Raw genomic sequence first — 26,534 nt, forward strand, 5'->3', positions numbered from 1 at the left:
ATGAGTGATTATAAAATCAAAAGTATCGGAAAAGTTGACTTCCGAACATATAAGGATGTAATTAGAGTTATAGCTATAAAAGAAAGAGGCTTTTGGACTTCTTTGTTCTCTTCTCCAAAAGAAGCATATTTTATTTTGTCGGATGAAAGTCCGTTGTATGGAGCGGTGAATGCTGCGAAAAGCAATGAGTCTATTTGGGATGTTTCAGAAAGTTCCTTCACGGTCGAAAGAGTGAATGGGACATTTTATAGCGTGGAAAAATCTATAGCTCTTTATGAAAATAAGAAGGCTAAACGAATTGCAGAAACTAAGCGCAAGGCAGATGAAGCAAAAAAGGCTAAAGAACAGCAAACTCAACGAAAAAAAGAAGAAACTGCTAAGCGAATAGATGAAGCGTTTAAAAAGGCAACAGTGCAAAAGGTAAGATTGTCTGATTTTCAGGTCAGTGTGGATGAGAATGCTAGTTTTTCAGATCAAATGGCAGGAATAGCAGGCAATGTGAATCTTTGTTTTGTTACAGGAAACAAGCAAGGAGTTACTGATAATCTAGTAAAGCTATATACAAAGGTACAGGGATATAATAGTCATTTGCTAAAGAATGTTGAGGCTAAGGATGGTCAAATTGTTGGCCTTGCATTTATAAAAATGGCATTGTATTTCACGAATGGAAATTTTCTGGTTAATGAAATTGCTGCTCAGAATGCATACTACTGCATAGCGAAGAACTTCCTAATTGCGAAAAATACATATGCCTTACCTGCTTTATTTACATTGTTTGTAAAAAGACCACAAACGCTAGTTGATGAACTTTATAATGTAAATCCTGATCCAACTTTATTGGGTTTGGGGGGAATGACACCTTCTGCATCATATAGAAGAAAAGATAGGGCAATGGAGAACAGATTGCCTATAATGACATATATCCTATCTAAATTTTATGATGAGAACAAAAAGGTCTTTTTGATAGATACCTCTCTACCATATCATATTCCAAATCAAGAGGACATTAATGCTTTTCATAAAGAATTGAGAACTGCTAAACTTGGTAATAAAAAGGAAATTTTAGACAAAGGTGAGGAGTATTTTCACGAATTATATGAAATAATAGATGATCATCTAAATCTTTAATGATGCCAAAAACTGTTTCTTTATATGTAAAGATAATAAATATAACTCGTCTATAGTTTATATGTTAGCAAAATGTGCTGTAGTACAGGGTGTCAGTAAGCCTTGTGAATGAAAAGATCAAGGCTTGCTGATACAACTTATCGATTTTTTGTTTAATTTTGCAATCGATATTAATAATGCTACTATAATATGGGAAATGATACAGAAAATATAAAGATATTGTGCATCGGTGTCGGTGGGGCTGGCACTAATGTAATCAATCGTATGAAGGATATTGGTATTCCGAATGCAGAGTTTCTGACATTTGGAGGATATCGCTATGACTATAGCCATCCAGAAATTCCTCATTATAATCTTATAGAAGTCAATGAAATTGATAGCTTGCCTAATGGCTCTGGGCCAAAGGTCTTTGAAAGATTGGCTAATAATGTTGCCGATGATATAAAGGAAGTTCTTTTGTATCATTTAAACTCTCGTAAGTTAGAAAATGAAAGAGTGTAAATATTGGATAGTTGTACTGCTACAGCTGTGCTTTCTTTCTATCAGCTGTGGAGAAAAGGGGGCAAAACAAGTTGCTCCTGCTCAAGATCATGTCATTTTGAAATTTGAAAATAATGAAGATGGAAAGTATTCGCAAGCGATGATAGCACAAATCATCAAACATTTTCATCTGCCAAATAATACTGTTGTAACAGATGAGGATGTTGATGCAATCTTGTTGAGAAGCGTTGATGGGGGAGATGGCATTTGTGGCGGTGACGTAGTTACCATTTGGAAGTATTATAAGAAGCAGAATGATATTCAAGAAATAGTTACGGCGCATCCTATGGCAGATTTGTTATGGTATAATCCGGATAAAAAACATGGTGTAACGATAGGGCTAGATTCAGTTTTTGTGGCAAGTGAAGCCATGCTTGTCCCTCTAAATCCTGATGTGGTAGTTGTAAATGGAACAACAGACAAGATGAATACAATTTATACTTTTATAGTAGATAAGGATGCGGGAGAGGCGATATTGTTGCCGTCAAATCGTGGCTGCGTAGGCTTTACATCAGAGGAGGGCCTGCCTATATGCTTATCTTTCAGGCATCATGCTAATGGCGAGTCTGGTAGGTATTCTGTAGTGTCTGTTTATGATGAAAAAGGAAACCTCGTCAAGGAAATGTCGTTTGAAGATTATAAAAAAGATGAGAAGTAATGACATATTCAATAGAAGAGAATCATCATTCGGGATTGGAGTTGTATTTCATGCCTCGTTTCTTTGTCTATAATCCTTGTTGTGCGGAGCCTCATACCCATGAGTTCTACCAAATTTTCTGTGTCTAAAATGTAAATTCGTTTATTCCGCTATGAAAAGCTATTGGTTGTGACGTAAGAATATAGTAATGATGATGCAAGAAGTCCTTTTTTGCAATCGCACGACATATGTCATGTAGTCGCACGGCATATGCCGTATGATTGAATGATATATGTCGTGCGATTGTATGACGATTGTCATGGCATCTATGAAAAGGCTTTCTTGCACCAAGAAATATAAGTTCTTACATTACGTCATATATATTCCGTCAACAGCATTAGCCTTCATATTGTTGCTTTATTTGAATTTTTGGCAAAGTTACGAAAAATATTGGTATATGCAAAAGAAAGCAGAATAAATTGTTTTCCTTTTCGGATAAAAACATTAACTTTGCAACTAAAAGAAATGAAAAGTATGGAAAAACTGAAGAATATCAAGGCGATAGCCTTCGATGCCGATGATACGCTCTGGGCATTACAAAACTATTTCGAGGACGTGGAGCATGAATATTGCGAACTTCTTTCTGAATACGGAAAAGAGAAAGAAATCTCTGCCGCTCTTCTGGAGACGGAGAGTGGTAATATGGCTGACTTGGGGTATGGCTGCAAGGCTTTCACCATTTCGCTGGTAGAGAATGCCGTGAAGGTAAGTAAGGGCAAGGTTTCTGCCTATGTGATTGCTCAGATTATAGGGCTGGGAAAGAGTCTGCTGCATCTTGATGCCAAACCGCTGGAGGGGGTAGAGGAGACGCTGGCTCTGCTGCATGAAAAGAAGAAAGAGGGCAGGGGATTGAAACTTGCCGTCTTTACGAAGGGAGAGTTGCAGGATCAGGAGAATAAATTATGGCGCTCGGGTTTGCAGCGTTATTTTGATGTGGTAAGTATCGTGAGCGACAAAAAGCCTGAAGCTTACCGCCGCCTCTGCAGGGAACTGGATGTCCAGCCTTCAGAACTCGTCATGGTGGGTAACAGTTTCAAGAGTGATATTGCTCCTGCGCTGAGCATCGGCTGTTCTGCCATCCATATTCCTGCCCAATCTATTTGGGCGCATGAGAAGACTGAAGAGTATGAACACCCGAAACTCCGCCGCATCTCATATTTCAAGGAGATTCTTGATTGGATATAGAGGGATGGATATCAGCCTTTCCTCTTTATCTGCTGATACCCATCTACCGTGTTTTACGGTTTCGTGTATGCTAAATATCTGAAAATCAGTTAGTTTGCTATCTTGTTACCGCGTTTTATGGTAGCAAGGTGGTTAAATGTTTGAAAATCAGCTAATTTACTACCTTGTTACGGTGTTTTATCGTATTGTGTATGTTAAGTGCTTGAAAATCAGCAAGTTTACCCACTTGACACCTTAAAATAAGGGGTCAAGCCTTACTTTAGGATAACTCTTAGTAAAAAGGGACTAAGAGTTATCCTATTTCTTTATCAATATACGCAAGGATTTCTTCTTGCTGTTCTGGATGGAACCATTGGATAGTGGTATCCCGCTTAAACCAGGTAAGCTGCTTGCGCATGTATTCACGGCTGTGCGACTGGATTTGTCTGATAGCTTCATCGCGGTCTATCTCGCCGTCAAAGTAAGAGAACATTTCTTTGTAGCCCACGGTTCTCAAGGCGGTGAGACCCTTGTGTGGGTATACGCTGCGTGCTTCTGCCTCCAGACCTTCGTCCATCATCATCAGTACACGCTGGTTGATGCGGTCGTAGAGTTCAGCTCTGTCGCGGTTCAGACCTATCTTGATGATGCGGAAAGGGCGCTGCTTCTTTTCGGCTGTGCGGAAAGAAGTATAAGTCTTGCCGGTCTGATGGCAGATTTCCAGGGCATGAACCACGCGGCGTGGATTCTTCCTGTCTACTATCGCCCAGTGCTCCGGATCCATCTTGTGGAGTTCTTCTACCAGTGCCTCCAGCCCTTCCTCTTCCAGACGCTGTTTCATCCAAGTGCGTATGTCGTCACGAACAGTAGGGATGTCGTCGATTCCTTTGCATACAGCATCGATATACATCATGCTGCCACCTGTAAGCAGCGCCACATCGTGATTCTTGAAGATATCTTCCTGCAGGAGATTCATTACATCAGCCTCATATTGGGCAGCGCTGTAATAATCTTCGATGTGGTGGTTTCCTACGAAATAATGCTTTACCCGCTGCTGCTGTTCGGCAGTAGGGGCTGCGGTTCCGATAGGGAGTTCGGCGAAAATCTGGCGGGAGTCGGCATTGATGATAGGTATAGCGAGATGCTCTGCCAGTGAAAGGCAAAGCTCCGTTTTACCTACACCGGTAGGACCTAAGACCACAATCAATGTTTTCATATATCATTCTTTATATTCAAGAAAAAAGCATCCTTGCTCGTTTCATAAACCTATGCAAGGATGCTCTTTTTACCTTTTTACTTTTTTACCCTTTTACTTTTATCGGATAATGCCTCGCAGAGAACTCTCTACGAAGTCGATAATATACTGAATCTCCTTGGTAACCTCAAGATTCTTCTTGATTTCCTCGATACCTTCCTTCAATATACCCTTGCTGTAGAGCAGGCGATAAGCCTCGTGGATGTTCTGGATGGTCTCATTGCTAAAACCACGGCGACGCAAACCGATGAGGTTGATGCTGCAATAGCGGGTTGGCTCCTTGCCGGCAATGATATAAGGAGGAATATCCTGAGAGAAACGGCAACCACCCTGGATCATCACGTAGCCTGCGATATGGCAGAACTGGTGAACGAGAACGTTGGCGCTGACGATGGCGTTGTCATCTACTACCACCTCACCGGCAAACTTGGTAGAGTTGCCGATAATCAAGCCGCTGCCGAGCACGCAGTCGTGAGCCACGTGAACGGTCTCCATCAGGAGGTTGTTGCTGCCTACTACGGTCTTGCCCTTAGAGGCTGTACCACGAGAGATAGTAACGTTCTCACGGATACTGTTATTATCGCCCACCTCGCAGGTTGTCTGCTCGCCCTTGAACTTCAAGTCCTGAGGCTTGGTAGAGATGCTGGCGCCTGGGAAAAATTCATTATTGTTGCCGATGCGAGCGCCCACGTGGATGGTAACGCTGTTCTGCAATACGTTGTTATCGCCCAAAACGGTGTCCTTGTCGATATAGCAGAAAGGACCGATAATGTTGTTGTCACCGAGTTTTGCCTCTGGATGAACAAACGCTAATGGACTAATCTGATTCATTTCTATTAAGTTTAAAGTTTATAATTTATAGTTTATAGCCTGAACCACCTAAGCAATCTTGCTAAACGGCGCAGCCGCTATAAACTATTAACTATTAACTGATTTTTACTTGTTCTTAACAATCTGTGCAGTGAAAGTAGCCTCTGCCACTACCTGGTCGCCTACGAACATATAGCCCTTCATAGAGCTGATGCCATGACGTACAGGTGCGAGGAGTTCTACACGGAAGAGGAGGGTATCGCCCGGAACCACCTTCTTGCGGAACTTCACATCATCGAGTTTCATGAAGTAAGTGCTCCAGCGCTCAGGCTCTTCCAGCTGGTTCAATACGAGCAGACCGCCACACTGTGCCATAGCCTCTACCTGGAGAACACCCGGCATCACTGGCTCTTCAGGGAAGTGACCGGTGAAGAAAGGCTCGTTGCTGGTTACATTCTTTACGCCCACGATGCTGTTAGGACCCATAGCAATGACCTTATCGACCAGCTGCATAGGGTAGCGGTGAGGCAGGAGCTGACGGATGCGGATATTATCCATGATTGGCTCCTCATTAGGATTGTAGATAGGAGCCTGAATCTCGTGCTTGCGAATCTCCTTGCGCATGAGGCGGGCGAACTTGTTGTTTACGGTATGGCCTGGACGTGTAGCGATGATGCGGCCTTTGATAGGCTTGCCGATGAGTGCCATATCACCGATGATATCGAGCAGCTTATGACGTGTACATTCGTTCTCCCACTGCAATGGACGGTGCTGGATGTAACCCAACTTGTTGGCATCCATGTGAGGCACCTTGAGATGGTCGGCGAGCTGGTCGAGCTGAGCCTGTTCTACCTGGCGCTCGTAGATAACGATGGCATTGTCCAGGTCACCACCCTTAATGAGGTTAGCCTGGAGCAGAGGCATGATGTCGCGTACGAAAACGAAGGTACGGGCTGATGCAATCTCCTCTGCGTATGTCTCCATCTTTTCGAGGGTAGCAAACTGGCTGTTGATGAATTTGCTCTCGAAAGAACACATGGCTGTGATGCTGAAGTCCTCGTCAGGAAGGATGGTGATGACAGACCCATTATCATCTTTCACCTCAATCTTATGACGGATGATGTAGTAGTCTTTCTCAGCATTCTGCTCCTGGATGCCTATGCTCTGGATCTTCTCTACATACGGAGCAGCAGAACCGTCGAGGATAGGGAACTCAGGACCGTTTACCTGGATGAGGCAGTTGTCGATGCCGAGGGCATAGAGTGCTGACATACCATGCTCGATGGTAGAAACGCGGATATCGCCCTTACCGAGTACGGTACCGCGCTGTGTTTCAACAACGTTTTCAGCTACAGCCTGGATAACAGGCTCGCCTTCGAGGTCGATACGCTGTATTTTATAACCGGTGTTCTCTGGTGCAGGATTGAAAGTTACGGTGAGGCTCAAGCCTGTATGCAAACCCTTTCCGCAAAGAGAGAAGCTACCTTTCAGTGTCTTCTGTTTTGACATAACGATTTATTTTAATGTTAGGTGTTAAATGTTAAGTGTTAACTTGTTGGGGCATTCGCTCATTTAACATTTAACACTTTACATTTAACATTGAAAAAAATTACTTTTTCTTTAATTCTTCGATTTCCTTCTTCAGGTCGTTGAGTTCCTTGTACATGTCAGGCAAACGACGGAAGATAGCCTGAGACTTGAAGTAAGCGCGCTGCTCCATAGGAGGAGTTCCGATGAGCTGCTGACCGCTCTTGAGGCTGCCAGGAACACCGCTCTGGGCACCGAGGAACACCTTGTCGCCGATAGTGATGTGGCCGGCAATACCCACCTGACCGCCAAACATACACCATTCGCCTACCTTTGTACTGCCTGCTACACCTACCTGAGAAGACATCACGGTATTGGCGCCGATGTCGGTATTGTGGGCAATCTGTACGAGGTTGTCGAGCTTTACGCCCTTGCGAACATAGGTAGAACCCATTGTAGAACGGTCTACACAAGTGTTGGCACCAATCTCTACATCGTCTTCGATGGTAACTATACCAATCTGAGGAATCTTGTCGTAACCTTCAGGACCTGGAGCGAATCCGAATCCGTCGGCACCGATTACACAACCGGCATGAAGCGTAACGTTATTGCCTAATTTACAGCCGTGATATACGGTAACGTTCGGATAGATGAGTGCATTCTTACCAATCTTCACACCCTCTCCGATGTAGGCATGAGGATAAATCTGGCTACCTTCGCCTACCTCTGCACCATCGCTGATATACGCGAAAGCACCTACATATACACCTTCAGCCACCTTAGCCTTTGGAGATACGAAAGCCAGCGGATCGATGCCGGTCTTCTTAGGCTTCATGGATTCGTACATCTGCAGGAGCTTAGCCACACACTCGTATGCATTCTTCACACGGATGAGGGTTGTGCTGACAGGGTGTTCCAATTCTACGTTCTCATCAATGAGTACGATGCTTGACTTGGTTTCGTAAACATAATGAGTGTATTTAGGGTTAGAAAGGAACGAGATGGCGCCTTCCTTACCTTCTTCGATTTTTGCGAAGGTGTTGACAGTTGCGTTCTCATCACCTTCCACACGGCCCTGAACGAACTGGGCTATTTGTTGAGCGGTAAATTCCATAATTTATCTGACTTCTAGTTTGTTTTATTTAGGTTCCCAAGGCATCATTACCTTTAGGTAACCGCAATTTGTTTGCAAAAATAGCAAAAAAGATTTAGATTCTCGACTTTATTTTGTAATATTTTGCTTTTTCGCCCCATAAAAGGGTATTTTTTAGGCGCAAAGCCTCTTTTTAAAGATACTTTGCGCCTAAATTGAGTTTTTATAACTTAGCAAGTTCTGCTGCCATTTCAGCCTGCAACTCCTTAGCTTTCTGACCTGCTACCTCAGCAAAGTCATCGCCGTTGCTGGCATAGATGATGCCGCGGGAAGAGTTGACGAGCAAGCCGCAATCCTTGATGATGCCATACTTGCAAACTTCCTGCAGGCTGCCACCCTGTGCACCTACGCCCGGTACGAGGAGGAAGTGGTTAGGAGCCACCTTGCGGATGTCTTCGAACATCTTGCCCTGTGTAGCGCCTACTACATACATCATGTTCTCATCGTTGCCCCATTCCTGGCTCTTCTTGAGAACCTTCTCGAAGAGGCGCTCGCCCTCCTTATCCTCGGTGAGCTGGAAGTCGTGGCTACCCTTGTTGCTGGTAAGTGCCAGGAGGATAACCCACTTGCCGTCATACTCGAGGAATGGCTTGACTGAATCCTCGCCCATATAAGGTGCTACGGTTACAGAGTCGATATTGTACTCCTCGAAGAATGTCTGGGCATACATTTTGCTGGTGTTGCCGATATCACCGCGCTTGGCATCTGCGATGATGAAGTGGTTTGGATAGTGGCTGTGGAGATACTTGATGGTGTTTTCGAAGGCAATCATGCCATCGATGCCGCGGCTCTCATAGAAAGCCAGGTTTGGCTTGTAAGCCACACAGTATGGGGCTGTTGCGTCGATGATAGCCTTGTTGAATCTGAATATCATTTCGGCTTCTGCGCCCTGGATGTCTTCACTCTCGGTGATGCACTTAGGCAACTTGTTGATATCTGTGTCAAGACCTACGCACAAGAAACTCTTCTTGGCGAAAATCTGCTCTACGAGTTCTTTTCTGTTCATAATGGATTGATATGATGATTCATCGCCCCGATGTACGGAACGATGAATCGGGGTTTTACAATTCTGTTTCTTTCAGCTTTTCTGCGTTCTCGGCTACAGTCAGGGCATCAATCATGTCCTGAATATCACCTGCCAGGAAACCATTGAGATCGTGAGTGGTGTAACCGATACGGTGGTCGGTAACACGGCCCTGTGGGAAGTTGTAGGTACGGATTTTCGCACTGCGGTCGCCGGTAGAAACGAGGCTCTTGCGGCGGCTGGCGATATCGTCAACATACTTCTGGTGCTCACGGTCGTGGATGAATGTATAGAGGCGGCTCAAGGCACGCTCCTTGTTCTTTGGCTGGTCACGGGTTTCGGTACACTCGATGAGGATTTCCTCTACCTCGCCTGTGTTAGGGTTTTTCCAAGGGTAGCGGAGACGTACACCAGACTCCACCTTGTTCACGTTCTGACCACCGGCACCTGAACTTCGGAAGGTATCCCACTTGATGTCTCCTTCGTTGATGTTCACTTCAAACTTGTCTGCCTCTGGCAATACGGCCACGGTAGCAGCTGAGGTGTGCATACGGCCCTGTGTTTCAGTAGCAGGCACACGCTGAACACGGTGAACACCTGATTCGTACTTCAATGTACCGTAAACGTCAGTACCGCTTACTGCGAAGTCGATTTCCTTGTATCCACCTACTGCGCCTTCAGAAACAGAAGTCACGCTGACGGTCCATCCCTTCGATTCGCAGTATTTCTTATACATATTAAATAGGTCGCCTGCAAAGAGGGCTGCCTCGTCGCCTCCGGCACCGCCTCGGATTTCCATCTGTACGTTCTTGGCGTCTTCTGGGTCCTTAGGTACCAGCGCAATCTTGATTTCTTCTTCGAGTTTAGGCTGCAGCGCCTCGTTCTCGTTGAGTTCTTCGCGAGCCATCTCCTTCATTTCCGGATCGCTCTCGTTGGCAAGGATGTCCTTTGCCTCCTTGATGCTATTCAGGCAGTTGATGTATCGCTTGCGTGCGTCCATGATGTCACCCAGGTCTTTCCATTCCTTGGTGAGCTTCACGTAGCGTGGCTGGTCGGCGATGACATCTGGGTCGGTAATGAGGGTGCTTACTTCCTCGTATCGGCTTTCTAAGCCTTCTAGCTTCTGTAATATGTTGTTATTATCCATTTTATTTTAGTTTATAGTTTATAGTTTATAGTTTATAGCATGAACCACCTATGGCAAGTTTGCTAAACGGCGAAGCCGCTATAAACTATAAACTATTAACTATCAATTAGTATTCGAATGTTCCGAATTCGCTCTTGATGGTCAGGCTGCGCTTGCCTTCTTCGATGTGACCCACAATCTGGGCATCGATGTTGAAGCTCTTGCTGATGGCGATAACTTTCTCGGCAACCTCAGGACGTACGTAGATCTCCATGCGGTGACCCATGTTGAATACCTGATACATTTCCTTCCAGTCGGTCTCTGAGCAGTCGTGGATCGCCTTGAAGAGTGGAGGTACTGGGAACATGTTGTCCTTCACTACCTTGCAGTTCTCGCCTACGAAGTGAAGAACCTTGGTCTGGGCACCACCGGTGCAGTGAACCATACCGTGAACCTCTGGGCGGAGTTCGTCGAGAATCTTCTTGATGACCGGAGCGTAGGTACGGGTAGGAGAGAGAACCAACTCGCCGGCATTGATAGGTGAACCCTCTACCTCATCTGTCAACTTATACTTACCGCTGTAAACCAACTCGTCTGGCACGGCGTGGTCGTAGCTCTCAGGATAGTTCTCTGCGAGATACTTGGCGAATACATCGTGGCGGGCAGAAGTAAGTCCGTTGCTGCCCATACCGCCGTTGTACTTCTTCTCGTAAGTAGCCTGACCTGTAGAAGAAAGACCTACGATGACATCGCCTGGACGGATGTTGGCATTGTTGATGACGTCGCTGCGCTTCATGCGGCAGGTAACGGTAGAGTCAACGATGATAGTACGAACCAGGTCGCCTACGTCAGCAGTCTCACCGCCGGTAGGATAGATGCCGATACCCATCTCACGCATCTCGTGGAGCAGGTCGTCAGTACCGTTGATGATAGCTGAGATTACCTCGCCTGGGATGAGCATCTTGTTGCGGCCGATGGTAGAGCTAACGAGGATGTTGTCTACGGCGCCTACGCAGAGCAGGTCGTCGGTATTCATCACGATAGCATCTTGAGCGATACCTTTCCATACAGAGAGGTCGCCCGTCTCTTTCCAGTACATGTAAGCCAAGCTCGACTTGGTACCTGCACCGTCGGCATGCATAATGTTACAATACTCTGGGTCGCCGCCCAAGATATCAGGTATGATCTTGCAGAAAGCCTGTGGGAAGATACCCTTGTCGATGTTCTTGATAGCGTTGTGAACATCTTCCTTTGCTGCGCTAACACCGCGCATCATATATCTATTATTCATAATTAAAAGTTTAAAATTTATAGTTTATAGCATTCTTGCTTATAATTGATTATTTCTTTTTGTTGTCTTGATGATAGAAGTCAACAATTTTATCAACTCTAAACAATCTTTATTCATGCTATCAAACTTTTTTTTATCAATATACTCTGTTTCATATAATAGTTCTAGCCAATAGTTTGTTTCGTTGGCTTCCTTTAGTGAAATATAGAGTTTTGCTAAAAAGTCGCTGGTGCTTTGAGCATTGAGACCTTCTGTGATGTTAGCTCCTATGCTAGTACCACTTCTTAGGCATTGTTTGCAAAGAATGAATTCCTTCTTTTCTTTTGTCAACCATTGGTACATTCGGATAATCCGAATAGCAAAAGCTTTACTTTTTTCTCTAAGTATACTATATTTCATAGTCAGAAAAGCCCTATTAACTATAAACTATAAACTATTAACTAGTAACTAATCCTGGTGCCAGAAATCCCATGATGCAAAGGCTTGCAACAAGAGCATTTCCAAGCCATTCTTTACTGTGGCTCCGTGTTCTTTGCCCTTCTTCATGAAGAGGGTTTCGTCGGGATTGTAGATGAGGTCGTAGAGCAGGGTGTGGCTGTCCATTGCCTCGTAAGGCAGCGCAGGACACTCGTCTACGTGTGGGTACATGCCCACTGGGGTACAGTTTACGATGACGTTATACTCCTTGATAACCTCAGGGGTGATTTTTTCGTACTGGATAGTACCCGGACGCTCGTATCGACTCACGAAGGCTGTTTCCAGTCCGAGCGATTTCAGACCAAAGTTGATAGCCTTTGAAGCTCCGCCTGTACCCAGGATGAGAGCCTTCTTGTGATAAGGCTCGATATAAGGTTCGATGCTCTTGGTAAAACCGATTACATCGCTGTTATATCCTTTCAGATAAACATCTTCGCCTCTGTGCTCCACCTTGATCACGTTGACGGCTCCGATAGCATTCGCCTCAGGGCTTACCACGTCGAGATAGCTGATCACTTTCTCCTTATAAGGTATTGTGACGTTGAGCCCCTTTAGTTCAGGATTTGAGTCGAGAATCTCGGTAAGATTTTCGATAGAAGGTATCTCGAAGTTGATGTATTGGGCATCGATGCCCTCGTTCTCAAACTTTTCGTTGAAATAGTTCTTTGAGAACGAATGCCCCAGAGGGTAACCTATGAGTCCATACTTGTCCATAATATTTTTGTTTTATTTGGTTGCGAAATAGAGTGTGCAGATACCGAAGGTGAGTCGCTTGAACTCTGCCTTTGCGAATCCTGCCTTTTTGAACACCTCCATCATGACCTCGCCCTGAGGGAATGCCTCGATGGTCTTGTTGAGATAACTGTAGGCGCTCTGGTCTTTGCTGATGAGTTTGCCATACATCGGCAAGACAGTGTTGCTGTAGATACTGAACAGCTGCTTCATCGGGAAACTGACCGGCGTGGTGAGTTCTACGATGCAGAGATGTCCGCCTTTTTTCAGTACCCGGCACATTTCCTTCAGTCCCTGGTCCAGGTTCTGGAAGTTCCTGATACCGAAGGCTGCGGTTACTGCGTCGAAGCTCTCGTCCTGGAACGAGAGGTTGAGGCAGTCTTCCTTGGCAAAGGAGATGGTGTTTTCCAGTCCCAGCTGCTTTACCTTCTGTCTGCCTATCTCCATCATGCCTTCCGAGATGTCTGCTCCGATTAGCTGGTCGGGATGTAGCATCTGTGCAGCTAGGATGGCGAAATCGCCGGTACCGGTAGCGATGTCGAGCATCTTTTTAGGAGAGAAGTGCGCAAGACGCCTGATTGCCTTCTTGCGCCATCCCTTATCGATATCCCACGAGAGACGGTGGTTCAGGGTATCGTAGGTAGGGGCGATGTTGTCGAACATCTCCTCTACCAGCTTGCCCTTGTCTCCTGTGCCCTCGTAGGGCTTTATCTGTTCTTGCTTATACATTTATATATAGTTTTTTACAGTTTCTAATTTATAGTTTATAGTTTATAGCATGAACCGCTTTGTTGCTCAACGGCGTAGCCTCTATTAACTGTAAACTATTAACTGTAAACTATTAACTAAAAACTACTTGTGTGCAGCAAGCCACTCGCTTACGTTCTTCTCGATGCGGGCAGCGATGTCGCCTTCCTCAGCAGCCTTGTCAAACTTCTCGCCGGTGATGTGCTCGTAGAGTTCGATGTAGCGGTCGGATACGCTCTCTGCATACTCGTCGGTAATCTCTGGCATGGTCTGGCCTGGCTCGTTCATGAAGTTGTGCTCGATGAGCCACTGGCGAACGAACTCCTTAGAGAGCTGGCGCTGTGGTTCACCCTTCTCAAACTTCTCCTCGTAACCGTCAGCATAGAAGTAGCGGCTAGAGTCTGGAGTGTGGATCTCGTCGATGAGGTAAACCTTGCCGTCGCGCTTGCCGAACTCGTACTTGGTATCTACGAGGATCAAGCCCTGCTTGGCAGCGATTTCCTGACCGCGGGCGAAGATGCGGCGTGTGTAGTCCTCCATCACAGCGTAATCCTCTGCACTAACAATACCCTGGGCGATGATCTCTTCCTTAGAGATATTCATGTCGTGACCCTCGTCGGCCTTTGTAGTAGGGGTGATGATAGGCTCTGGGAAACGCTGGTTCTCGCGCATACCGTCTGGCAACTTCACACCGCAGATCTCGCGGCAGCCCTTCTGATACTCGCGCCATGCACTACCGGTGAGGATAGAACGGATGATCATCTCCACGCGGAAACCTTCGCACTTCAAACCTACGGTAACCATTGGGTCTGGAGTAGCCAACTTCCAGTTTGGACAGATGTCTGTAGTTGTGTCCAGGAACTTAGCTGCAATCTGATTGAGCACCTGTCCTTTGAAAGGGATACCCTTAGGCAGAACAACGTCGAACGCTGAGATTCTGTCGGTAGCGACCATCACGAGGAGGTCGTCGTTAATGTCATACACATCACGTACTTTACCGTGGTAAACACTCTTCTGTCCATCAAAATGGAAATCTGTCTTTGTTAATGCTTTCATTTTATTTAATTTATAATTTATAATTTACAATTTATAATTGAGCCTGCCCCTAGAGCAGTACTGTTAATTATTAATTATCAATTATTAATTTTTAATTGTTTTCTTTTCTTCCGCTCTCTCCTTGTCATACTTGTCGTATGCGTTAACGATGCGGGTTACGAGTTTGTGGCGCACGATATCCTTCTGTCCCAGCTTCACCACTCCGATGCCTTCCACTCCGTCCAGAATCTTGAGCGCCTCCTTCAGTCCGCTTCGCTGTTCGCGTGGCAGGTCAATCTGTGTCAGGTCGCCGGTGATAATCATCTTGGTGTTCATGCCCATACGGGTTAGGAACATGCGAATCTGTTGGGAGGTAGTGTTCTGCGCCTCGTCGAGGATGACGACGGCATCGCTGAGTGTGCGTCCGCGCATAAAGGCGAGCGGAGCAATCTGGATAATGTGCTTTTCCATCATATCCTGCAGCTTTACGGCAGGTATCATGTCTTCCAGCGCATCGTAGAGCGGCTGGAGGTATGGGTCAATTTTGTCTTTCATATCGCCAGGCAGGAAACCGAGCTTTTCGCCGGCTTCTACGGCTGGTCGTGAGAGGATGATTTTCTTGATGGCTTTTTCCTTGAGGGCCTTTACGGCAAGGGCGATGCTGAGATAGGTCTTACCGGTACCGGCTGGTCCCACGGCAAATACCATGTCGTTCTTCTCGTAAGCATCTATCAGCTGCTGCTGGTTTTCGCTGCGGCTCTTGATAGGTCGGCCACTGATGCTGTATACCAGTACGCCTTTCACGCTGTCCGCCTTGGTCTGTTTTCCTTTCACGATGTCCAGGATGTCTTCATCATTGAGCATGTTGTATTTAAGCAAGTGCTTGCGCATCTGCTCAATATCCTCTTCCACCTTTGCCATTTCCTCTTCGTCGCCGAGCACACGAATCACGTTGTCGCGTGCTACGATACGCAACTTAGGATACAGCGATTTAATCATCTGCAGGTGGGCGTTGTTCACACCGTAGAACATCACTGGATCGATATCTTCGAGTACAATATGTTTCTCTATCAAAATGTCTTAATTCTATAAAGTTTAAACTATCCTATCTAATATTTTGTTATATAACGCTGCAAAATTACTACTTTTCCATGAAATGAGCAAATTTCGGCGAATAAAACATTCTTTAAATATTAAAAAAGCTATTTTTTCGAGAGATTTTGTTACCTTTGCAGCTAAATTTGGCGATGCGGTTCCCGTTTTGCCTGAAGAATATAGAATATTATTTCTTGAAAATAAGATAATTATGAAGATTAGTAAGAACAGATATTTACAGGGTTTTGGTATTGTGGTTTTGCTTCTGGCGCTGGTAAGAGTCATCTTTCCGGGAGTAGCAAAACCGAAGGTTGCGGCTGCTGGTGCGGCTGATTCTACGCTCGTGGCAGCGAAGGATTCGGCTGCTTCTGATGCTTCTTCTGCTGAGATTTCTGATGCATCGGCTGATGCTGAAGGGAATGTGGCTGAGGACCTGAAGGAGGATGAACTCTCTGTTATGCCTGATACGGCACAGAGCGGCAAGCCTTCTATCTTCTTCGACAAGGATGGCAAGGAGGTGAAGCATCGCATCTTCTCGGTGCCTCATTTCGGCAATACTTTCCCCGACCAGCAGGATGTGCAGATTCTGGCGGCTACTAAGCATGGTGTGAAGCCGGTACAGAACCGTCTGGAGGCGGAGAACAGCAAGGGCAAGCTGGTGTATGTGGGCAGCAACCCTTTCTTTTATGTCGACAAGCTGAGCAACAGTATTCCTTACCTGGTGCCTCGTGCCTCTGTGCTGCTCCAGGATATTGGTCGTGCCTATTTCGATTCGTTGCAGATCAAGGGCATTCCGCTGCATAAGATTATCGTGACGAGCATTCTGCGTACCAAGGATGATGTGGCGAAACTGCGTACCCGAAACGGTAATGCTACCGAGAATTCGTGCCATCTTTATGGTACTACCTTCGATATCTGCTACAACCGTTACAAGCAGATTCAGACCCGTGAACAGCCTCGCCGCCAGGTGCAGAATGATACTCTGAAATGGGTGTTCTCCGAGGTGCTTCGCGATTTCCGCGACAAGAACCGCTGCTATATTAAATATGAGGTGAAGCAGGGGTGCTTCCATATCACCGTGAAGTAAATCCCTGGAAAATGTCCCCACACGCGCAGTGGGTATAAATAAAGGCACGGATTACACGGATTACACGGATTTATGGCGCTCATGTAAATTAAGCGATTTATCATCTCATAAAAAATCCGTGTAATCCGTGCCTAAAAAACTCAAGTTTATTAGCTCTTTTCCTGAATTTTCTGAAGGTCAGCCTCTTCGCCTACCAGCCAGATGATATCGCCTTTTTCGAATACTCGGGTAGGCAGAACACGGGTCAGGTTCTCCCGGCCCTCTTCCAGTCCTACCACCATACAGTTGTATTTATCCCTTATTCCGCTTTCTATCAGTGTCTTTCCCAGGAATTCGCTGCCGCCGCTGATGATGAGCTGGCTAAGTTTCATCTCGCGCTTTTCTATTTCAGCCTCCTCAGGCAGCAGGTCGCTCTGCAGGGCTGTGTTGAATTTCTGCAGCTGGTCGTCGTTGCCGATTACCTGCAGTTTGTCGCCCGGGAAGATGATCATGTTGCCGTTCGGGATGTTCAGCCGGTGAGAGCCGCGGTGAATGCTGCTCAGGTCTACACCGAACCGCTGGCGCAGATGCAGTTCTCGCAGCGATTTGCCAGTCCAACTGCTATCTTCAGGCACTTCAAATTCGCTGATGTGGATATCCCGGTCTAGCAGTCTGCCCTCGTAGAGCGGCCGCTTTTCGCCATTCACCTGAGCCGCAATATCGCGCGAGCGGAGGTTGTGAACGAAGACGCGCTCCATCACGATGCTACGCTTCTTGATACGGCGGGAGGTTATCATCAGCATCACTACTGCTGCACCGATGCAGACAATCAGCGCATTGGTAAAGCGCGAGAGGAAATTGATGATGTAGAAGATGAAAGCCAGTGCTATCATAAAGCGCACGAACACCGTAAAGAGCAGCGGCACGCGGTTGATGCTGCTCTCCACCCAGAGGCGTTTCCACTCGGCACTGTGGTTCTTCTTCATCACGATGGCGCGCAGGAACGGCGAGATGAATAGGACGGTGAGCAGACCGGTGATGGCGTTGGCATACCAGTGGAGATGCCAGCCGGGCAGCAGATTGCGCATCAACGGCAGCACGAAGGTGAACATCAGGGCGATGACGGCTGCCGAAAGGATGGAGTAGGCGGTGGTGTTGACCAGCATCTGTCGGATCAGCGATTTCCACTTGCTCTGCTGCTGCGTCTGGGGATGACTCATCGCAAAATGGTTCAGAATATGGATGAGCTTGTCGGGCAGATGTTTCTCCATCACCTGATAGGTAGGTGTGGCAAGACGGATCATATAAGGTGTAAGGAAGGTGGTGATGACGCTCACTGCTACCACTACCGGATAGAGGAACTTGCTGATGACGCCGAGCGACAGACCCAGCGAGGCGATGATGAAAGAGAACTCACCAATCTGAGCCATCGAGAAACCGCAGCGCATCGCCGACTTCAGCGACTCACCTCCGAGCATGAATCCGAAGGTGCCGAATATCGCCTGACCTACCAGTATCGTGCCCACCAGGGCGAGGATAGGAACGGCATATTCTACCAGAATCTTCGGGTCTACCAGCATACCTACCGATACGAAGAAGATGGCTCCGAAGAGATTCTTTACCGGTTCTACGAGTTTGATAATCTTCTCTGCCTCAATGGTTTCTGCCAGTATGCTGCCCATGACGAAGGATCCGAAGGCGCTGCTGAACCCCACCTTGGTGCTCAGTACCGCCATGCCGCAGCACAGACCCAGCGAAACGATGAGCAGGGTTTCGGCATTGATGAGTTTCCTCACCGAACGCAGGAACCACGGAATGGCGAAGATGCCCACGATAAACCACACGCCCAGGAAGAAGCCTATCTTCACGATAGAGGCAAGCATCTGCCCGCCGTCGGGACTGCTTCCGCTCGCTATCGCCGACAGCATCACCATCATCACGATAGCCAGGATATCTTCCAGTATCAGTACGCTCATCACCATCGAGGCAAACTTCTGGGTGCGCAGCCGCATATCATCGAATGCCTTATATATAATAGTGGTGGAGCTCATGGCGAGCATACCGCCCAGGAAGATGCAGTCCATCCTTCCCCAGCCGAAGCCGTGGCCTACGCTGATGCCCAGCATCATCATGCAGAACACGATGACCACGGTGGCGATGATGGGAGAGGCACCCATCTTCACGATTTTCTTGAACGAGAAGTCGAGACCGAGCGAGAAGAGGGTGAAGATGACACCGATGTCGGCCCAGGTCTGGATATCCGTCTCGTCGACTACCGACATGGTGTAGGGCATGTGTGGCGAAACCAGGAATCCCGCCATGATGTATCCCAGCACCAGCGGCTGCTTGAGCCTTTTGAAGATGAGGGTTACGATGCCTGCTACCATCAGGATGAGGGCAAGGTCTTTTACTAAAAAGGGAATATCTGCCATTAGTTATAGTTTATAATTTATAATTTATAGTTTATAGCGGCTTCGCCGTATTATTTATAGTTTATAGTTAATAGTTAATAGCGGCTTCGCCGTATAGGGGCAAACTTGCTTAAAGAAGAAGGATGCTGATAAAAATAATAGTTTATAGTAGATAAGACGCTTGCTTTGCAGCAAGAAAGCCCTATTAACTATAAACTATTAACTATAAACTAGTTGAGGCTTCTCCTTTGCAGCAAGAATGCCCTATAAACTAATCATTAAATTCTTCTGTGATTTCCGCTATCTTCACGATGGTCTTCACTACCTTCTCCATTACCTGGATGCTCACAAACTCGTGAGGGCCGTGGAAGTTGACACCGCCGGCGAAGATGTTAGGACAAGGCAGACCCTTGAAGCTCAGCTGGGCTCCGTCGGTACCGCCGCGGATAGGTTCTACGCGAGGTGGAACGCCGCTCTCCTGCATCGCTCTGAGCACGATGTCGATGACGTGCATGTTAGGATCAATCTTCTCCTTCATGTTATAGTACTGGTCGTAGATAACCGCCTTTACGGTTCCGTCGCCATACTTCTCGTTCATCTTGTTTACGCAGTCCTCGATGAAGTCCTTGCGGCTTTCAAACCTGTTGCGGTCGTGATCGCGGATGATGTAGCTGAGCTTTGCCTCCTCGCAGCGGCTCTCGATGCCGATGAGGTGGTAGAAGCCCTGGTAGCCTTCTGTCTGCTCAGGAGTCTCGTTCTCAGGAATCATGTTCTGGAATTCCACAGCCAGTCGGCTTGCATTCACCATCTTTCCCTTGGCATAGCCTGTATGAACGCTCACGCCCTTGATGATGATTTTAGCTCCGGCTGCATTGAAGTTCTCGTATTCCAGGTCGCCCAGGTCACCGCCATCTACGGTGTAAGCCCAGTCGCAGCCAAACTTCTCTACGTCGAAATGATGTGCACCCATACCGATTTCCTCGTCAGGATTGAAACCTACGCGGATATCTCCGTGCTTGATTTCGTCGTGGTCGCGCAGATAGCACATAGCCTGTACGATTTCAGCGATGCCCGCCTTGTCGTCAGCACCCAGCAGGGTAGTACCGTCTGTCACGATGATATCCTCTCCCTTGTGAGCCTTCAGCTCTGGGAAAGTCTCAACGCTTGAGATGATGCCCGGGCTCAGCTCGATGTCGTTGCCGTCATAGTTCTTGATGACGCGCGCCTTTACATCCTTTCCGCTGGCATCAGGCGATGTATCCATGTGTGAAATAAATCCGATGGTAGGAGTCTTTTTCTTGGTATTGCTCTTCAGGGTGGCATAGATATAGCCCATGTCATCCATTTCGACATCGCTCAGTCCTTCGTTCTCAAGTTCCTTCTTCAGGTACTTGGCAAATTCGAGCTGTTTTGCCGTACTAGGCACGCTGGTCGATTCTTCGCTCGACTGTGTGTCGAATTTCGTATAGTTTATAAATCGTTCTACTAAATCCATGTTTTCAATTATTAATCATTTCTGTTGTTTCGGGTGATCTCGGTGGGATTCAAACCCACGACCTTCAGAACCGGAATCTGACGCTCTATTCAGCTAAGCTACGAGACCCTCTTTTCTGCCGCCCGTTTCTCCGGTTGTGTATGACATCGAAACGGGAAGTCGACTGCAAAATTACTGCTTTTATTTGAAATAACCAAATATTTTGGGCAGATTTTTTTATATATATAATGTGTATTTGCAAATTGTTCTACAAAATGCTACTAAAAAACTTAAAAATGCTATCATTTTGCGAAAAAATACGGAAAAATGCTTGCAGATTAATTATTATTTTGTACCTTTGCAGCGCAAATACTAAATATGAAATAAAAATGAGCAATTTGATAAAACCTGAAGGGTACAAGGCGCTGCTGGATATGCGCCAGACCGAAATGGGTATTAAAATGATAAAAGAATTCTTCCAGCAAAACCTGAGCACCGAGCTCCGTCTGCGTCGCGTTACCGCTCCGCTCTTCGTATTGAAGGGTCTTGGTATCAATGATGACCTGAACGGCGTAGAGCGCCCTGTAAGTTTCCCTATCAAGGATTTGGGCGAAGCCCAGGCTGAGGTGGTTCATTCTCTTGCCAAGTGGAAGCGACTGACGCTTGCCGAGTATGAGATTGAGCCTGCTTATGGCGTATATACAGATATGAACGCCATCCGTGCTGACGAGGAGCTGGATAATCTTCATTCGCTCTATGTTGACCAGTGGGACTGGGAGGCTGTGATTACCAAGGAAGACCGTACCATCGCCTTCCTCGAGAATATCGTGCGCCGCATCTATGGTGCCATCTTGCGTACCGAGTTCCTGGCTTGCGAGCATTATCCTCAGCTGAAGCCTTTCCTGCCTAAGGAGATTCATTTTATTCATGCGCAGGATTTGCTCGATATGTATCCAGACCTTTCTCCTAAGGAGCGTGAGGATGCTATCTGCAAGAAGTACGGCGCTGTATTTGTAGAGGGCATCGGAGGTAAGTTGAGCGATGGCAAGAAGCATGATGGCCGAGCTCCTGACTATGATGACTGGAGCACCGTGGCTGAGAACGGCAAGATGGGACTGAATGGTGATATCCTCATCTGGTATCCTGTTCTGGGTCGCAGTTTCGAGCTCAGTTCTATGGGTATCCGTGTCGACAAGGAGAGTCTGCTGCGTCAGCTTAAGCTGGAGGGCAAGGAGGATAGAGAGAAGCTTTACTTCCATCAGCAGCTCCTGAACGACAAGTTGCCTCTGAGCATTGGTGGCGGTATCGGCCAGAGCCGTCTGTGTATGGTATTGCTTCATAAGGCTCACATTGGTGAGATCCAGGCTAGCATCTGGCCTGAGGAGATGCGCAAGGAGGCTGAGGAAGCGGGCATGAACCTCATTTAAGCTTTTCTGCCGGTGCGTCATGGTGTATACTGTGATGTGCTGCATATTCAGTTGATCTTTTTAAGATAATAATAATTTGCTTACGAAGGCTCCTGGTGCTTTTCTGCATCGGGGGCTTTTTTTTGTTTTATACCTTGAGGCTGTGTTTTACAGCCTCAAGGTTTGACGTTGTGTTTCGCAACGTCAAACCTTGCTTTTCGCAGGGTGTAAAACCTTGATGTCGCGTTTCGCGACATCAAGGTCTGCGCTTCATGGAAAAAAATGAATACGGTGCAAAAGTACTACAAAATTTCTGAACCGCCAAATTTCACCCTGCAGAGTTATGTTAAACCGATTTTAACATTCCGGCTTTCGTAGTTAAACAAAAAAAGTCGTAGAGTTGCGGGGGAGAAAACTATATTTTTCTAATTTCCGCAACACTATAATTTAATATTTTTTATAAGCACCTGAGCAACAAAAAGTTGCTCAGGATTTTGCCATGTCAGAAATTTCACTTATCTTAGTGTTGCAAAATAAAAACAAACAAAATTCTGAATGACATGGCAAAAGTACAAATAAAATCTGAGAAACTCACTCCTTTTGGGGGAATTTTTTCGATTATGGAGCAATTTGATGCTCTTTTAGCTCAAACCATAGATTCCACCTTGGGATTGAGATGCACTATGTTTGGTTATCAATATAGCGAGATTCTACGCTCTCTGATGTGCGTATATCTTTGTGGTGGCTCATGTATTGAGGATGTTACAACTCACCTGATGAAACATTTATCTCTTCATCCAACTCTTCGCACTTGCAGCGCAGACACCATATTACGTGCTATCGAAGAACTGACCTTTAAGAGCATCACCTATAAGTCTGCTTCTGGCAAATCCTATGATTTCAATACTGCAGACAAGATGAACTGCTTACTGGTCAATGCCCTGCTTGCTACTGGTCAATTGAAATCCGGTCAAGAGTATGATTTTGACTTTGACCATCAGTTCATTGAAACAGAGAAGTATGATGCAAAACCAACCTACAAGAAGTTCTTGGGCTATAGTCCAGGTGTAGCTGTCATTAACGACATGATTGTTGGTATTGAAAATAGAGACGGCAACACAAACGTGCGCTTCAACCAAAAAGAAACTTTGGAAAGAATCTTCAAGCGATTGGAGGCTTCGGAAATATATATTTCTCGTGCCCGCATGGATTGCGGCTCATGTTCGGAGGAAATCGTAGATATGGTAGAGGCTCATTGCAGGTATTTTTATATTCGTGCCAACAGATGCTCTTCTTTCTACGATTCCATGTTTGCCTTAACTGGATGGAAAACTGTTGAAATCAACGGTATTGAGTTTGAGTTGAATTCTATCCTTGTTGAGAAATGGAAAGGAAAACCGTATCGTCTTGTCATACAGAGACAAAGGCGAATAGATGGAGACCTTGACATTTGGGAAGGCGAATATACCTACAGATGTATACTGACTAACGATTACAAGTCGAGTGCAAGAGACATCGTGGAATTCTACAATCTTCGTGGTGGCAAGGAACGCATCTTCGATGACATGAACAATGGCTTTGGCTGGAATCGATTGCCAAAATCGTTCATGGCACAGAATACTGTATTCCTGCTTATGACAGCTCTCATCAGAAACTTCTACAAAGCTATTATGCAGAGATTGAAAACCCATGAATTTGGATTGCGTGCCACCAGCAGAATCAAGACCTTTGTTTTCAAGTTCATCTCTGTTCCTGCGAAATGGATTAAGACATCACGTAGGCATGTATTGAACATTTACTCAGACAACAATGCTTATGCCAACCTGTTCAAGACAGACTTTGGTTAAAGACCATGCTTTTCTGGTTAAACCAGCGTATTACCTCAAGTCGCTTTATGGGGTAAGGGGATTTTGTGTCTGCGACATTTCTGTTGTGCAAGAAATATGTACAATAAAATGAATTTTGTCGCTTTGCAAGCAAAATCCCACTAAACCCTATAGGTTGCGGATTTGAGGATTTTGTAAAATGTTTCTCTGTGTGTTTTGAGCAAGGAAACAATGCGATGCTATAAAAAAGCCATTCCTTCTGACTACTTCCTTTTTACCCAGAAAGCGTTACAGTTGTGACAGTTGTGACAGTTGTGACAGTTTTCAGCGCCTACCCCCTCCTTCCCTTTCTTTAGAGGTAAATTATTATATATAAATATATATATAATAATTTAAATATATATACTTATAATTTGATAGCTGCAAACTCGCAATATACCCCCTCCGCTGAAAACTGTCACAACTGTCACAACTGTCACGCTGTAACGCCCCTTGGTCTTTCACTTTTATGTATCTCTTATAGCACCAAGTCTCGATATTTGTAAAAACATTTTCTACACTCCGTATAGGTTGTCCTACATGGAGTGGAGAATTTCGTATCGTGTGGAGTATCTTCTATGTCATGACCAGATCCAGGTCCTTTGTGAGTTTTTTCATCGCAGGGTTCTTCTCCATAAGAAGTTCCAGAACTTCATTCTTGGTCAGAACCTTGCCTACCTCTTCCTGGTCGGCAAGGCGGTAGCTGATGCTCAGTTCGCTGTTGTGAAGCCCTAAGACGAAAGTCTTGAGAATGCGGTTCTTGATGTTCAAAACGTCGTCTAGTAAGAGCTGGTTGTTGATGATAACCTCTATCTGCGGATAGTTGGTTATCTTCGGTACAATACTCTTCATGCGGTTGGCTAAGCCTATGAAATCCAACTTGTTCTGCATTCTCATGCACATACTGAACCATGTTGCTTCCACCTGCTCCTGGGTGAACTCGTTCTGGTCGCCCGTGATGGTCGCTTTTTCTTCATTGGTATCATCATACGGACTGTGCAGGCGGCGCTGGTTCTCCTCCCTCTTCTTCAGGTTAGAGAAAGTCATGCCTATGCCGCCCAGCTTGATATTCTTGAGTCGTGGCTTGTGAGGCGATGCAGCATCAGTAGCAGCTCCGGCAGCGGCTGAGTCTTCAGGAGAGACAGATGCGGCAGCGGTGGCAGATGCAGAATAAGATGCAGCATTGGAGGCTGCAGAAGCGGCTGTCGGTGCCCCTGACGAAGGCACGGCAGTAGCGGTAGCAGCAGACGTTCCCGGCTGTGATGACCGGTTTTCGCTGCTGCCAGAAGGCTCAGAACCTGCACCCTGAGAGGCAAGCTTAGACTGAGCCAGAAGTTTCTGAAACAGGGATTTTAATCTATTGGGCGTACGCCCCGCACTAGGCACATCCTGATCCTCGGGCTGCGTAATCTGGCCTATCTGTATCAGGGTGAGCTCTACCAGTAATCGCTTGTTGCTGCTGGCGCGGTAATGGATATCGCACTGGTTCATCAGTTCCAGCGCCTTATATAAGAAAGGTGTAGGTGCCTTCTGGGCCTGAGCCTGGAACTTGGCTTTCTGGTCGTCACTGGTTTCGAGCAGAGGCAGGGTCTGAGGGTCCTTCGCCATCATCACGTTGCGCACATGCTGGGCAAGCCCCTGTATCATGTTGCCGCCATCGAAACCGCGGCTCAGAATGCCGTCGAGTGTTACCATCATCTCGGGCACCTTATTCTCCAGAGCCAGGTCTACCAGACGGAAATAGTTGTCGCTGTCGAGCACGTTCAGGTCCTCGATCACCTTCTGGTAAGTGATGTTGCCCATGCAGAAGCTGGCAGCCTGGTCGAAGATAGAGAGGGCATCGCGCATACCTCCGTCAGCCTTTTCGGCTATCACGGCGAGCGCCTGCTCTTCATATTGTATGCCTTCCTTCTCAGCCACCATCTTCAGGTGGTTGATGGTATTGGCTACCGTCATTCGTTCGAAGTCGTAAATCTGACATCGGCTCAGGATGGTAGGCAGAATCTTATGCTTCTCGGTAGTGGCGAGGATGAAGATGACATGCTGAGGCGGCTCTTCCAACGTCTTGAGAAAGGCGTTGAAGGCAGCTGTAGAGAGCATGTGGACCTCATCGATGATAAACACCTTATACTTGCCCACCTGAGGCGGAATGCGGGTCTGCTCCATCAGAACCTTAATCTGGTCAACACCGTTGTTGCTGGCGGCATCCAGCTCGAAGATGTTGTAGGAACGCTGCTCGTTGAAGGCACGGCAGCTCTCACATTCGTTGCATGCCTCGCCGTCTTCACGAGGATGCTCGCAGTTGATTGCCTTCGCAAAAATGCGGGCACAAGTGGTTTTTCCCACACCTCTCGGACCGCAGAAAAGATAGGCGTGCGCCAGCTTGCCGCTCTTCACTGCATTCTTCAAAGTGGTGGTCAATGCACTCTGTCCGACAACCGAATCGAAGGTCATCGGACGGTACTTTCTTGCAGAAACTATATACTCTTCCATTATTTTTTCTTAATTGAT

General features: G+C 46.5%; 23 protein-coding genes and 1 tRNA gene. 8 read left to right on the top strand and 16 right to left on the bottom strand.

Annotated features, from left to right (window positions below; all coding sequences use genetic code 11):
* The 5 genes from ONT08_RS14460 to ONT08_RS14480 all read left to right on the top strand — a co-directional run bounded on the left by ONT08_RS14460 (window position 1) and on the right by ONT08_RS14480 (window position 3,550).
* Window positions 1-1,128, top strand: coding sequence for a hypothetical protein (locus ONT08_RS14460; protein WP_118255533.1), 1,128 nt, complete (start codon window positions 1-3; stop codon window positions 1,126-1,128).
* A gap of 189 nt (window positions 1,129-1,317) precedes the next feature.
* Window positions 1,318-1,629, top strand: a complete 312-nt coding sequence (locus ONT08_RS14465) for a hypothetical protein (protein ID WP_118200943.1) — start codon at window positions 1,318-1,320, stop codon at window positions 1,627-1,629.
* A complete protein-coding gene (locus tag ONT08_RS14470) occupies window positions 1,616-2,326 on the top strand; it encodes a hypothetical protein (protein WP_264960289.1) in 711 nt (236 codons plus the stop codon). Before ONT08_RS14465 ends, ONT08_RS14470 begins: the two co-directional genes overlap by 14 nt.
* Window positions 2,326-2,454 (top strand): hypothetical protein, encoded by a 129-nt coding sequence (locus tag ONT08_RS14475; protein ID WP_264960290.1) that lies wholly within the window; start codon window positions 2,326-2,328, stop codon window positions 2,452-2,454. The genes ONT08_RS14470 and ONT08_RS14475 overlap by 1 nt, the downstream gene beginning before the upstream one ends.
* Before the next feature lie 385 nt (window positions 2,455-2,839).
* Complete coding sequence (locus tag ONT08_RS14480) at window positions 2,840-3,550, top strand: HAD family hydrolase (RefSeq protein ID WP_264960312.1); 711 nt, start codon at window positions 2,840-2,842, stop codon at window positions 3,548-3,550.
* 292 nt (window positions 3,551-3,842) lie between these two features.
* Here the strand turns inward: ONT08_RS14480 and miaA are convergent, their stop codons facing one another.
* From miaA to ONT08_RS14540, 12 genes are all read right to left on the bottom strand, one after another.
* Entirely contained in the window at window positions 3,843-4,745 is a 903-nt protein-coding gene (gene miaA, locus ONT08_RS14485) for a tRNA (adenosine(37)-N6)-dimethylallyltransferase MiaA (protein WP_264960291.1), read from the bottom strand.
* 99 nt (window positions 4,746-4,844) lie between these two features.
* Window positions 4,845-5,615, bottom strand: coding sequence for an acyl-ACP--UDP-N-acetylglucosamine O-acyltransferase (gene lpxA / locus ONT08_RS14490; RefSeq protein WP_264960292.1), 771 nt, complete (start codon window positions 5,613-5,615; stop codon window positions 4,845-4,847).
* A gap of 105 nt (window positions 5,616-5,720) precedes the next feature.
* Window positions 5,721-7,103, bottom strand: a complete 1,383-nt coding sequence (locus tag ONT08_RS14495) for a bifunctional UDP-3-O-[3-hydroxymyristoyl] N-acetylglucosamine deacetylase/3-hydroxyacyl-ACP dehydratase (protein WP_301331972.1) — start codon at window positions 7,101-7,103, stop codon at window positions 5,721-5,723.
* Between the two features lie 100 nt (window positions 7,104-7,203).
* A complete protein-coding gene (lpxD, locus tag ONT08_RS14500) occupies window positions 7,204-8,235 on the bottom strand; it encodes a UDP-3-O-(3-hydroxymyristoyl)glucosamine N-acyltransferase (protein ID WP_264960293.1) in 1,032 nt (343 codons plus the stop codon).
* Between the two features lie 202 nt (window positions 8,236-8,437).
* Window positions 8,438-9,280: an orotidine-5'-phosphate decarboxylase gene (gene pyrF, locus ONT08_RS14505; RefSeq protein WP_006847232.1), complete on the bottom strand. Its 843-nt coding sequence runs from the start codon at window positions 9,278-9,280 to the stop codon at window positions 8,438-8,440.
* 55 nt (window positions 9,281-9,335) lie between these two features.
* A complete protein-coding gene (gene prfA, locus ONT08_RS14510; RefSeq protein WP_006847233.1) occupies window positions 9,336-10,445 on the bottom strand; it encodes a peptide chain release factor 1 in 1,110 nt (369 codons plus the stop codon).
* Between the two features lie 106 nt (window positions 10,446-10,551).
* The gene (locus ONT08_RS14515; protein WP_118064655.1) at window positions 10,552-11,715 is read right to left on the bottom strand and encodes an AIR synthase-related protein; all 1,164 of its coding nucleotides are present in this window, start codon (window positions 11,713-11,715) and stop codon (window positions 10,552-10,554) included.
* Window positions 11,716-11,754: 39 nt separating this feature from the next.
* Complete coding sequence (locus tag ONT08_RS14520; protein ID WP_181985808.1) at window positions 11,755-12,114, bottom strand: four helix bundle protein; 360 nt, start codon at window positions 12,112-12,114, stop codon at window positions 11,755-11,757.
* A 48-nt stretch (window positions 12,115-12,162) separates the two neighbouring features.
* A complete protein-coding gene (locus ONT08_RS14525) occupies window positions 12,163-12,906 on the bottom strand; it encodes a shikimate dehydrogenase family protein (protein ID WP_117587649.1) in 744 nt (247 codons plus the stop codon).
* A 12-nt stretch (window positions 12,907-12,918) separates the two neighbouring features.
* Window positions 12,919-13,653: a bifunctional demethylmenaquinone methyltransferase/2-methoxy-6-polyprenyl-1,4-benzoquinol methylase UbiE gene (gene ubiE / locus ONT08_RS14530; RefSeq protein ID WP_117587648.1), complete on the bottom strand. Its 735-nt coding sequence runs from the start codon at window positions 13,651-13,653 to the stop codon at window positions 12,919-12,921.
* 123 nt (window positions 13,654-13,776) lie between these two features.
* Window positions 13,777-14,727, bottom strand: a complete 951-nt coding sequence (locus tag ONT08_RS14535; RefSeq protein WP_006847238.1) for a phosphoribosylaminoimidazolesuccinocarboxamide synthase — start codon at window positions 14,725-14,727, stop codon at window positions 13,777-13,779.
* 84 nt (window positions 14,728-14,811) lie between these two features.
* Window positions 14,812-15,780, bottom strand: coding sequence for a PhoH family protein (locus tag ONT08_RS14540; RefSeq protein WP_117587646.1), 969 nt, complete (start codon window positions 15,778-15,780; stop codon window positions 14,812-14,814).
* Between the two features lie 232 nt (window positions 15,781-16,012).
* Here ONT08_RS14540 and ONT08_RS14545 point away from each other — a divergent pair, with 232 nt between their 5' ends.
* Window positions 16,013-16,888: a DUF5715 family protein gene (locus ONT08_RS14545; protein WP_254972597.1), complete on the top strand. Its 876-nt coding sequence runs from the start codon at window positions 16,013-16,015 to the stop codon at window positions 16,886-16,888.
* A gap of 149 nt (window positions 16,889-17,037) precedes the next feature.
* On the opposite strand, the gene ONT08_RS14550 is transcribed toward ONT08_RS14545, so the two are convergent.
* From ONT08_RS14550 to ONT08_RS14560, 3 genes are all read right to left on the bottom strand, one after another.
* Window positions 17,038-19,299 carry a cation:proton antiporter gene (locus tag ONT08_RS14550; protein WP_264960294.1) on the bottom strand — a complete coding sequence of 754 codons (2,262 nt, stop codon included), beginning with the start codon at window positions 19,297-19,299 and terminating at the stop codon, window positions 17,038-17,040.
* 250 nt (window positions 19,300-19,549) lie between these two features.
* Window positions 19,550-20,773, bottom strand: coding sequence for a peptidase T (gene pepT, locus ONT08_RS14555; protein WP_254972594.1), 1,224 nt, complete (start codon window positions 20,771-20,773; stop codon window positions 19,550-19,552).
* Between the two features lie 34 nt (window positions 20,774-20,807).
* Window positions 20,808-20,881: transfer RNA gene (locus ONT08_RS14560), tRNA-Arg, on the bottom strand.
* A 260-nt stretch (window positions 20,882-21,141) separates the two neighbouring features.
* Here ONT08_RS14560 and asnA point away from each other — a divergent pair.
* Window positions 21,142-22,179, top strand: a complete 1,038-nt coding sequence (asnA, locus tag ONT08_RS14565; RefSeq protein ID WP_153137598.1) for an aspartate--ammonia ligase — start codon at window positions 21,142-21,144, stop codon at window positions 22,177-22,179.
* Between the two features lie 539 nt (window positions 22,180-22,718).
* Window positions 22,719-24,005: an IS1380 family transposase gene (locus ONT08_RS14570; protein ID WP_264959240.1), complete on the top strand. Its 1,287-nt coding sequence runs from the start codon at window positions 22,719-22,721 to the stop codon at window positions 24,003-24,005.
* A 594-nt stretch (window positions 24,006-24,599) separates the two neighbouring features.
* Here the strand turns inward: ONT08_RS14570 and ONT08_RS14575 are convergent.
* Window positions 24,600-26,516, bottom strand: a complete 1,917-nt coding sequence (locus ONT08_RS14575) for a DNA polymerase III subunit gamma/tau (protein WP_264960295.1) — start codon at window positions 26,514-26,516, stop codon at window positions 24,600-24,602.
* Window positions 26,517-26,534: the final 18 nt, after the last annotated feature.

This window comes from Segatella copri, from assembly GCF_026015465.1.
In the GTDB taxonomy this organism is placed as follows: Bacteria; Bacteroidota; Bacteroidia; order Bacteroidales; family Bacteroidaceae; genus Prevotella; species Prevotella copri_E.

What these genes read in the sequence shown, in the direction of transcription:
- ONT08_RS14460 (WP_118255533.1), top strand. Translation starts at nt 1, where the DNA reads ATGAGTGATTATAAAATCAAAAGTATCGGAAAAGTTGACTTCCGAACA.
- ONT08_RS14465 (WP_118200943.1), top strand. Translation starts at nt 1,318, where the DNA reads ATGGGAAATGATACAGAAAATATAAAGATATTGTGCATCGGTGTCGGT.
- ONT08_RS14470 (WP_264960289.1), top strand. Translation starts at nt 1,616, where the DNA reads ATGAAAGAGTGTAAATATTGGATAGTTGTACTGCTACAGCTGTGCTTT.
- ONT08_RS14475 (WP_264960290.1), top strand. Translation starts at nt 2,326, where the DNA reads ATGACATATTCAATAGAAGAGAATCATCATTCGGGATTGGAGTTGTAT.
- ONT08_RS14480 (WP_264960312.1), top strand. Translation starts at nt 2,840, where the DNA reads ATGGAAAAACTGAAGAATATCAAGGCGATAGCCTTCGATGCCGATGAT.
- miaA (WP_264960291.1), bottom strand. Translation starts at nt 4,745, where the DNA reads ATGAAAACATTGATTGTGGTCTTAGGTCCTACCGGTGTAGGTAAAACG.
- lpxA (WP_264960292.1), bottom strand. Translation starts at nt 5,615, where the DNA reads ATGAATCAGATTAGTCCATTAGCGTTTGTTCATCCAGAGGCAAAACTC.
- ONT08_RS14495 (WP_301331972.1), bottom strand. Translation starts at nt 7,103, where the DNA reads ATGTCAAAACAGAAGACACTGAAAGGTAGCTTCTCTCTTTGCGGAAAG.
- lpxD (WP_264960293.1), bottom strand. Translation starts at nt 8,235, where the DNA reads ATGGAATTTACCGCTCAACAAATAGCCCAGTTCGTTCAGGGCCGTGTG.
- pyrF (WP_006847232.1), bottom strand. Translation starts at nt 9,280, where the DNA reads ATGAACAGAAAAGAACTCGTAGAGCAGATTTTCGCCAAGAAGAGTTTC.
- prfA (WP_006847233.1), bottom strand. Translation starts at nt 10,445, where the DNA reads ATGGATAATAACAACATATTACAGAAGCTAGAAGGCTTAGAAAGCCGA.
- ONT08_RS14515 (WP_118064655.1), bottom strand. Translation starts at nt 11,715, where the DNA reads ATGAATAATAGATATATGATGCGCGGTGTTAGCGCAGCAAAGGAAGAT.
- ONT08_RS14520 (WP_181985808.1), bottom strand. Translation starts at nt 12,114, where the DNA reads ATGAAATATAGTATACTTAGAGAAAAAAGTAAAGCTTTTGCTATTCGG.
- ONT08_RS14525 (WP_117587649.1), bottom strand. Translation starts at nt 12,906, where the DNA reads ATGGACAAGTATGGACTCATAGGTTACCCTCTGGGGCATTCGTTCTCA.
- ubiE (WP_117587648.1), bottom strand. Translation starts at nt 13,653, where the DNA reads ATGTATAAGCAAGAACAGATAAAGCCCTACGAGGGCACAGGAGACAAG.
- ONT08_RS14535 (WP_006847238.1), bottom strand. Translation starts at nt 14,727, where the DNA reads ATGAAAGCATTAACAAAGACAGATTTCCATTTTGATGGACAGAAGAGT.
- ONT08_RS14545 (WP_254972597.1), top strand. Translation starts at nt 16,013, where the DNA reads ATGAAGATTAGTAAGAACAGATATTTACAGGGTTTTGGTATTGTGGTT.
- ONT08_RS14550 (WP_264960294.1), bottom strand. Translation starts at nt 19,299, where the DNA reads ATGGCAGATATTCCCTTTTTAGTAAAAGACCTTGCCCTCATCCTGATG.
- pepT (WP_254972594.1), bottom strand. Translation starts at nt 20,773, where the DNA reads ATGGATTTAGTAGAACGATTTATAAACTATACGAAATTCGACACACAG.
- asnA (WP_153137598.1), top strand. Translation starts at nt 21,142, where the DNA reads ATGAGCAATTTGATAAAACCTGAAGGGTACAAGGCGCTGCTGGATATG.
- ONT08_RS14570 (WP_264959240.1), top strand. Translation starts at nt 22,719, where the DNA reads ATGGCAAAAGTACAAATAAAATCTGAGAAACTCACTCCTTTTGGGGGA.
- ONT08_RS14575 (WP_264960295.1), bottom strand. Translation starts at nt 26,516, where the DNA reads ATGGAAGAGTATATAGTTTCTGCAAGAAAGTACCGTCCGATGACCTTC.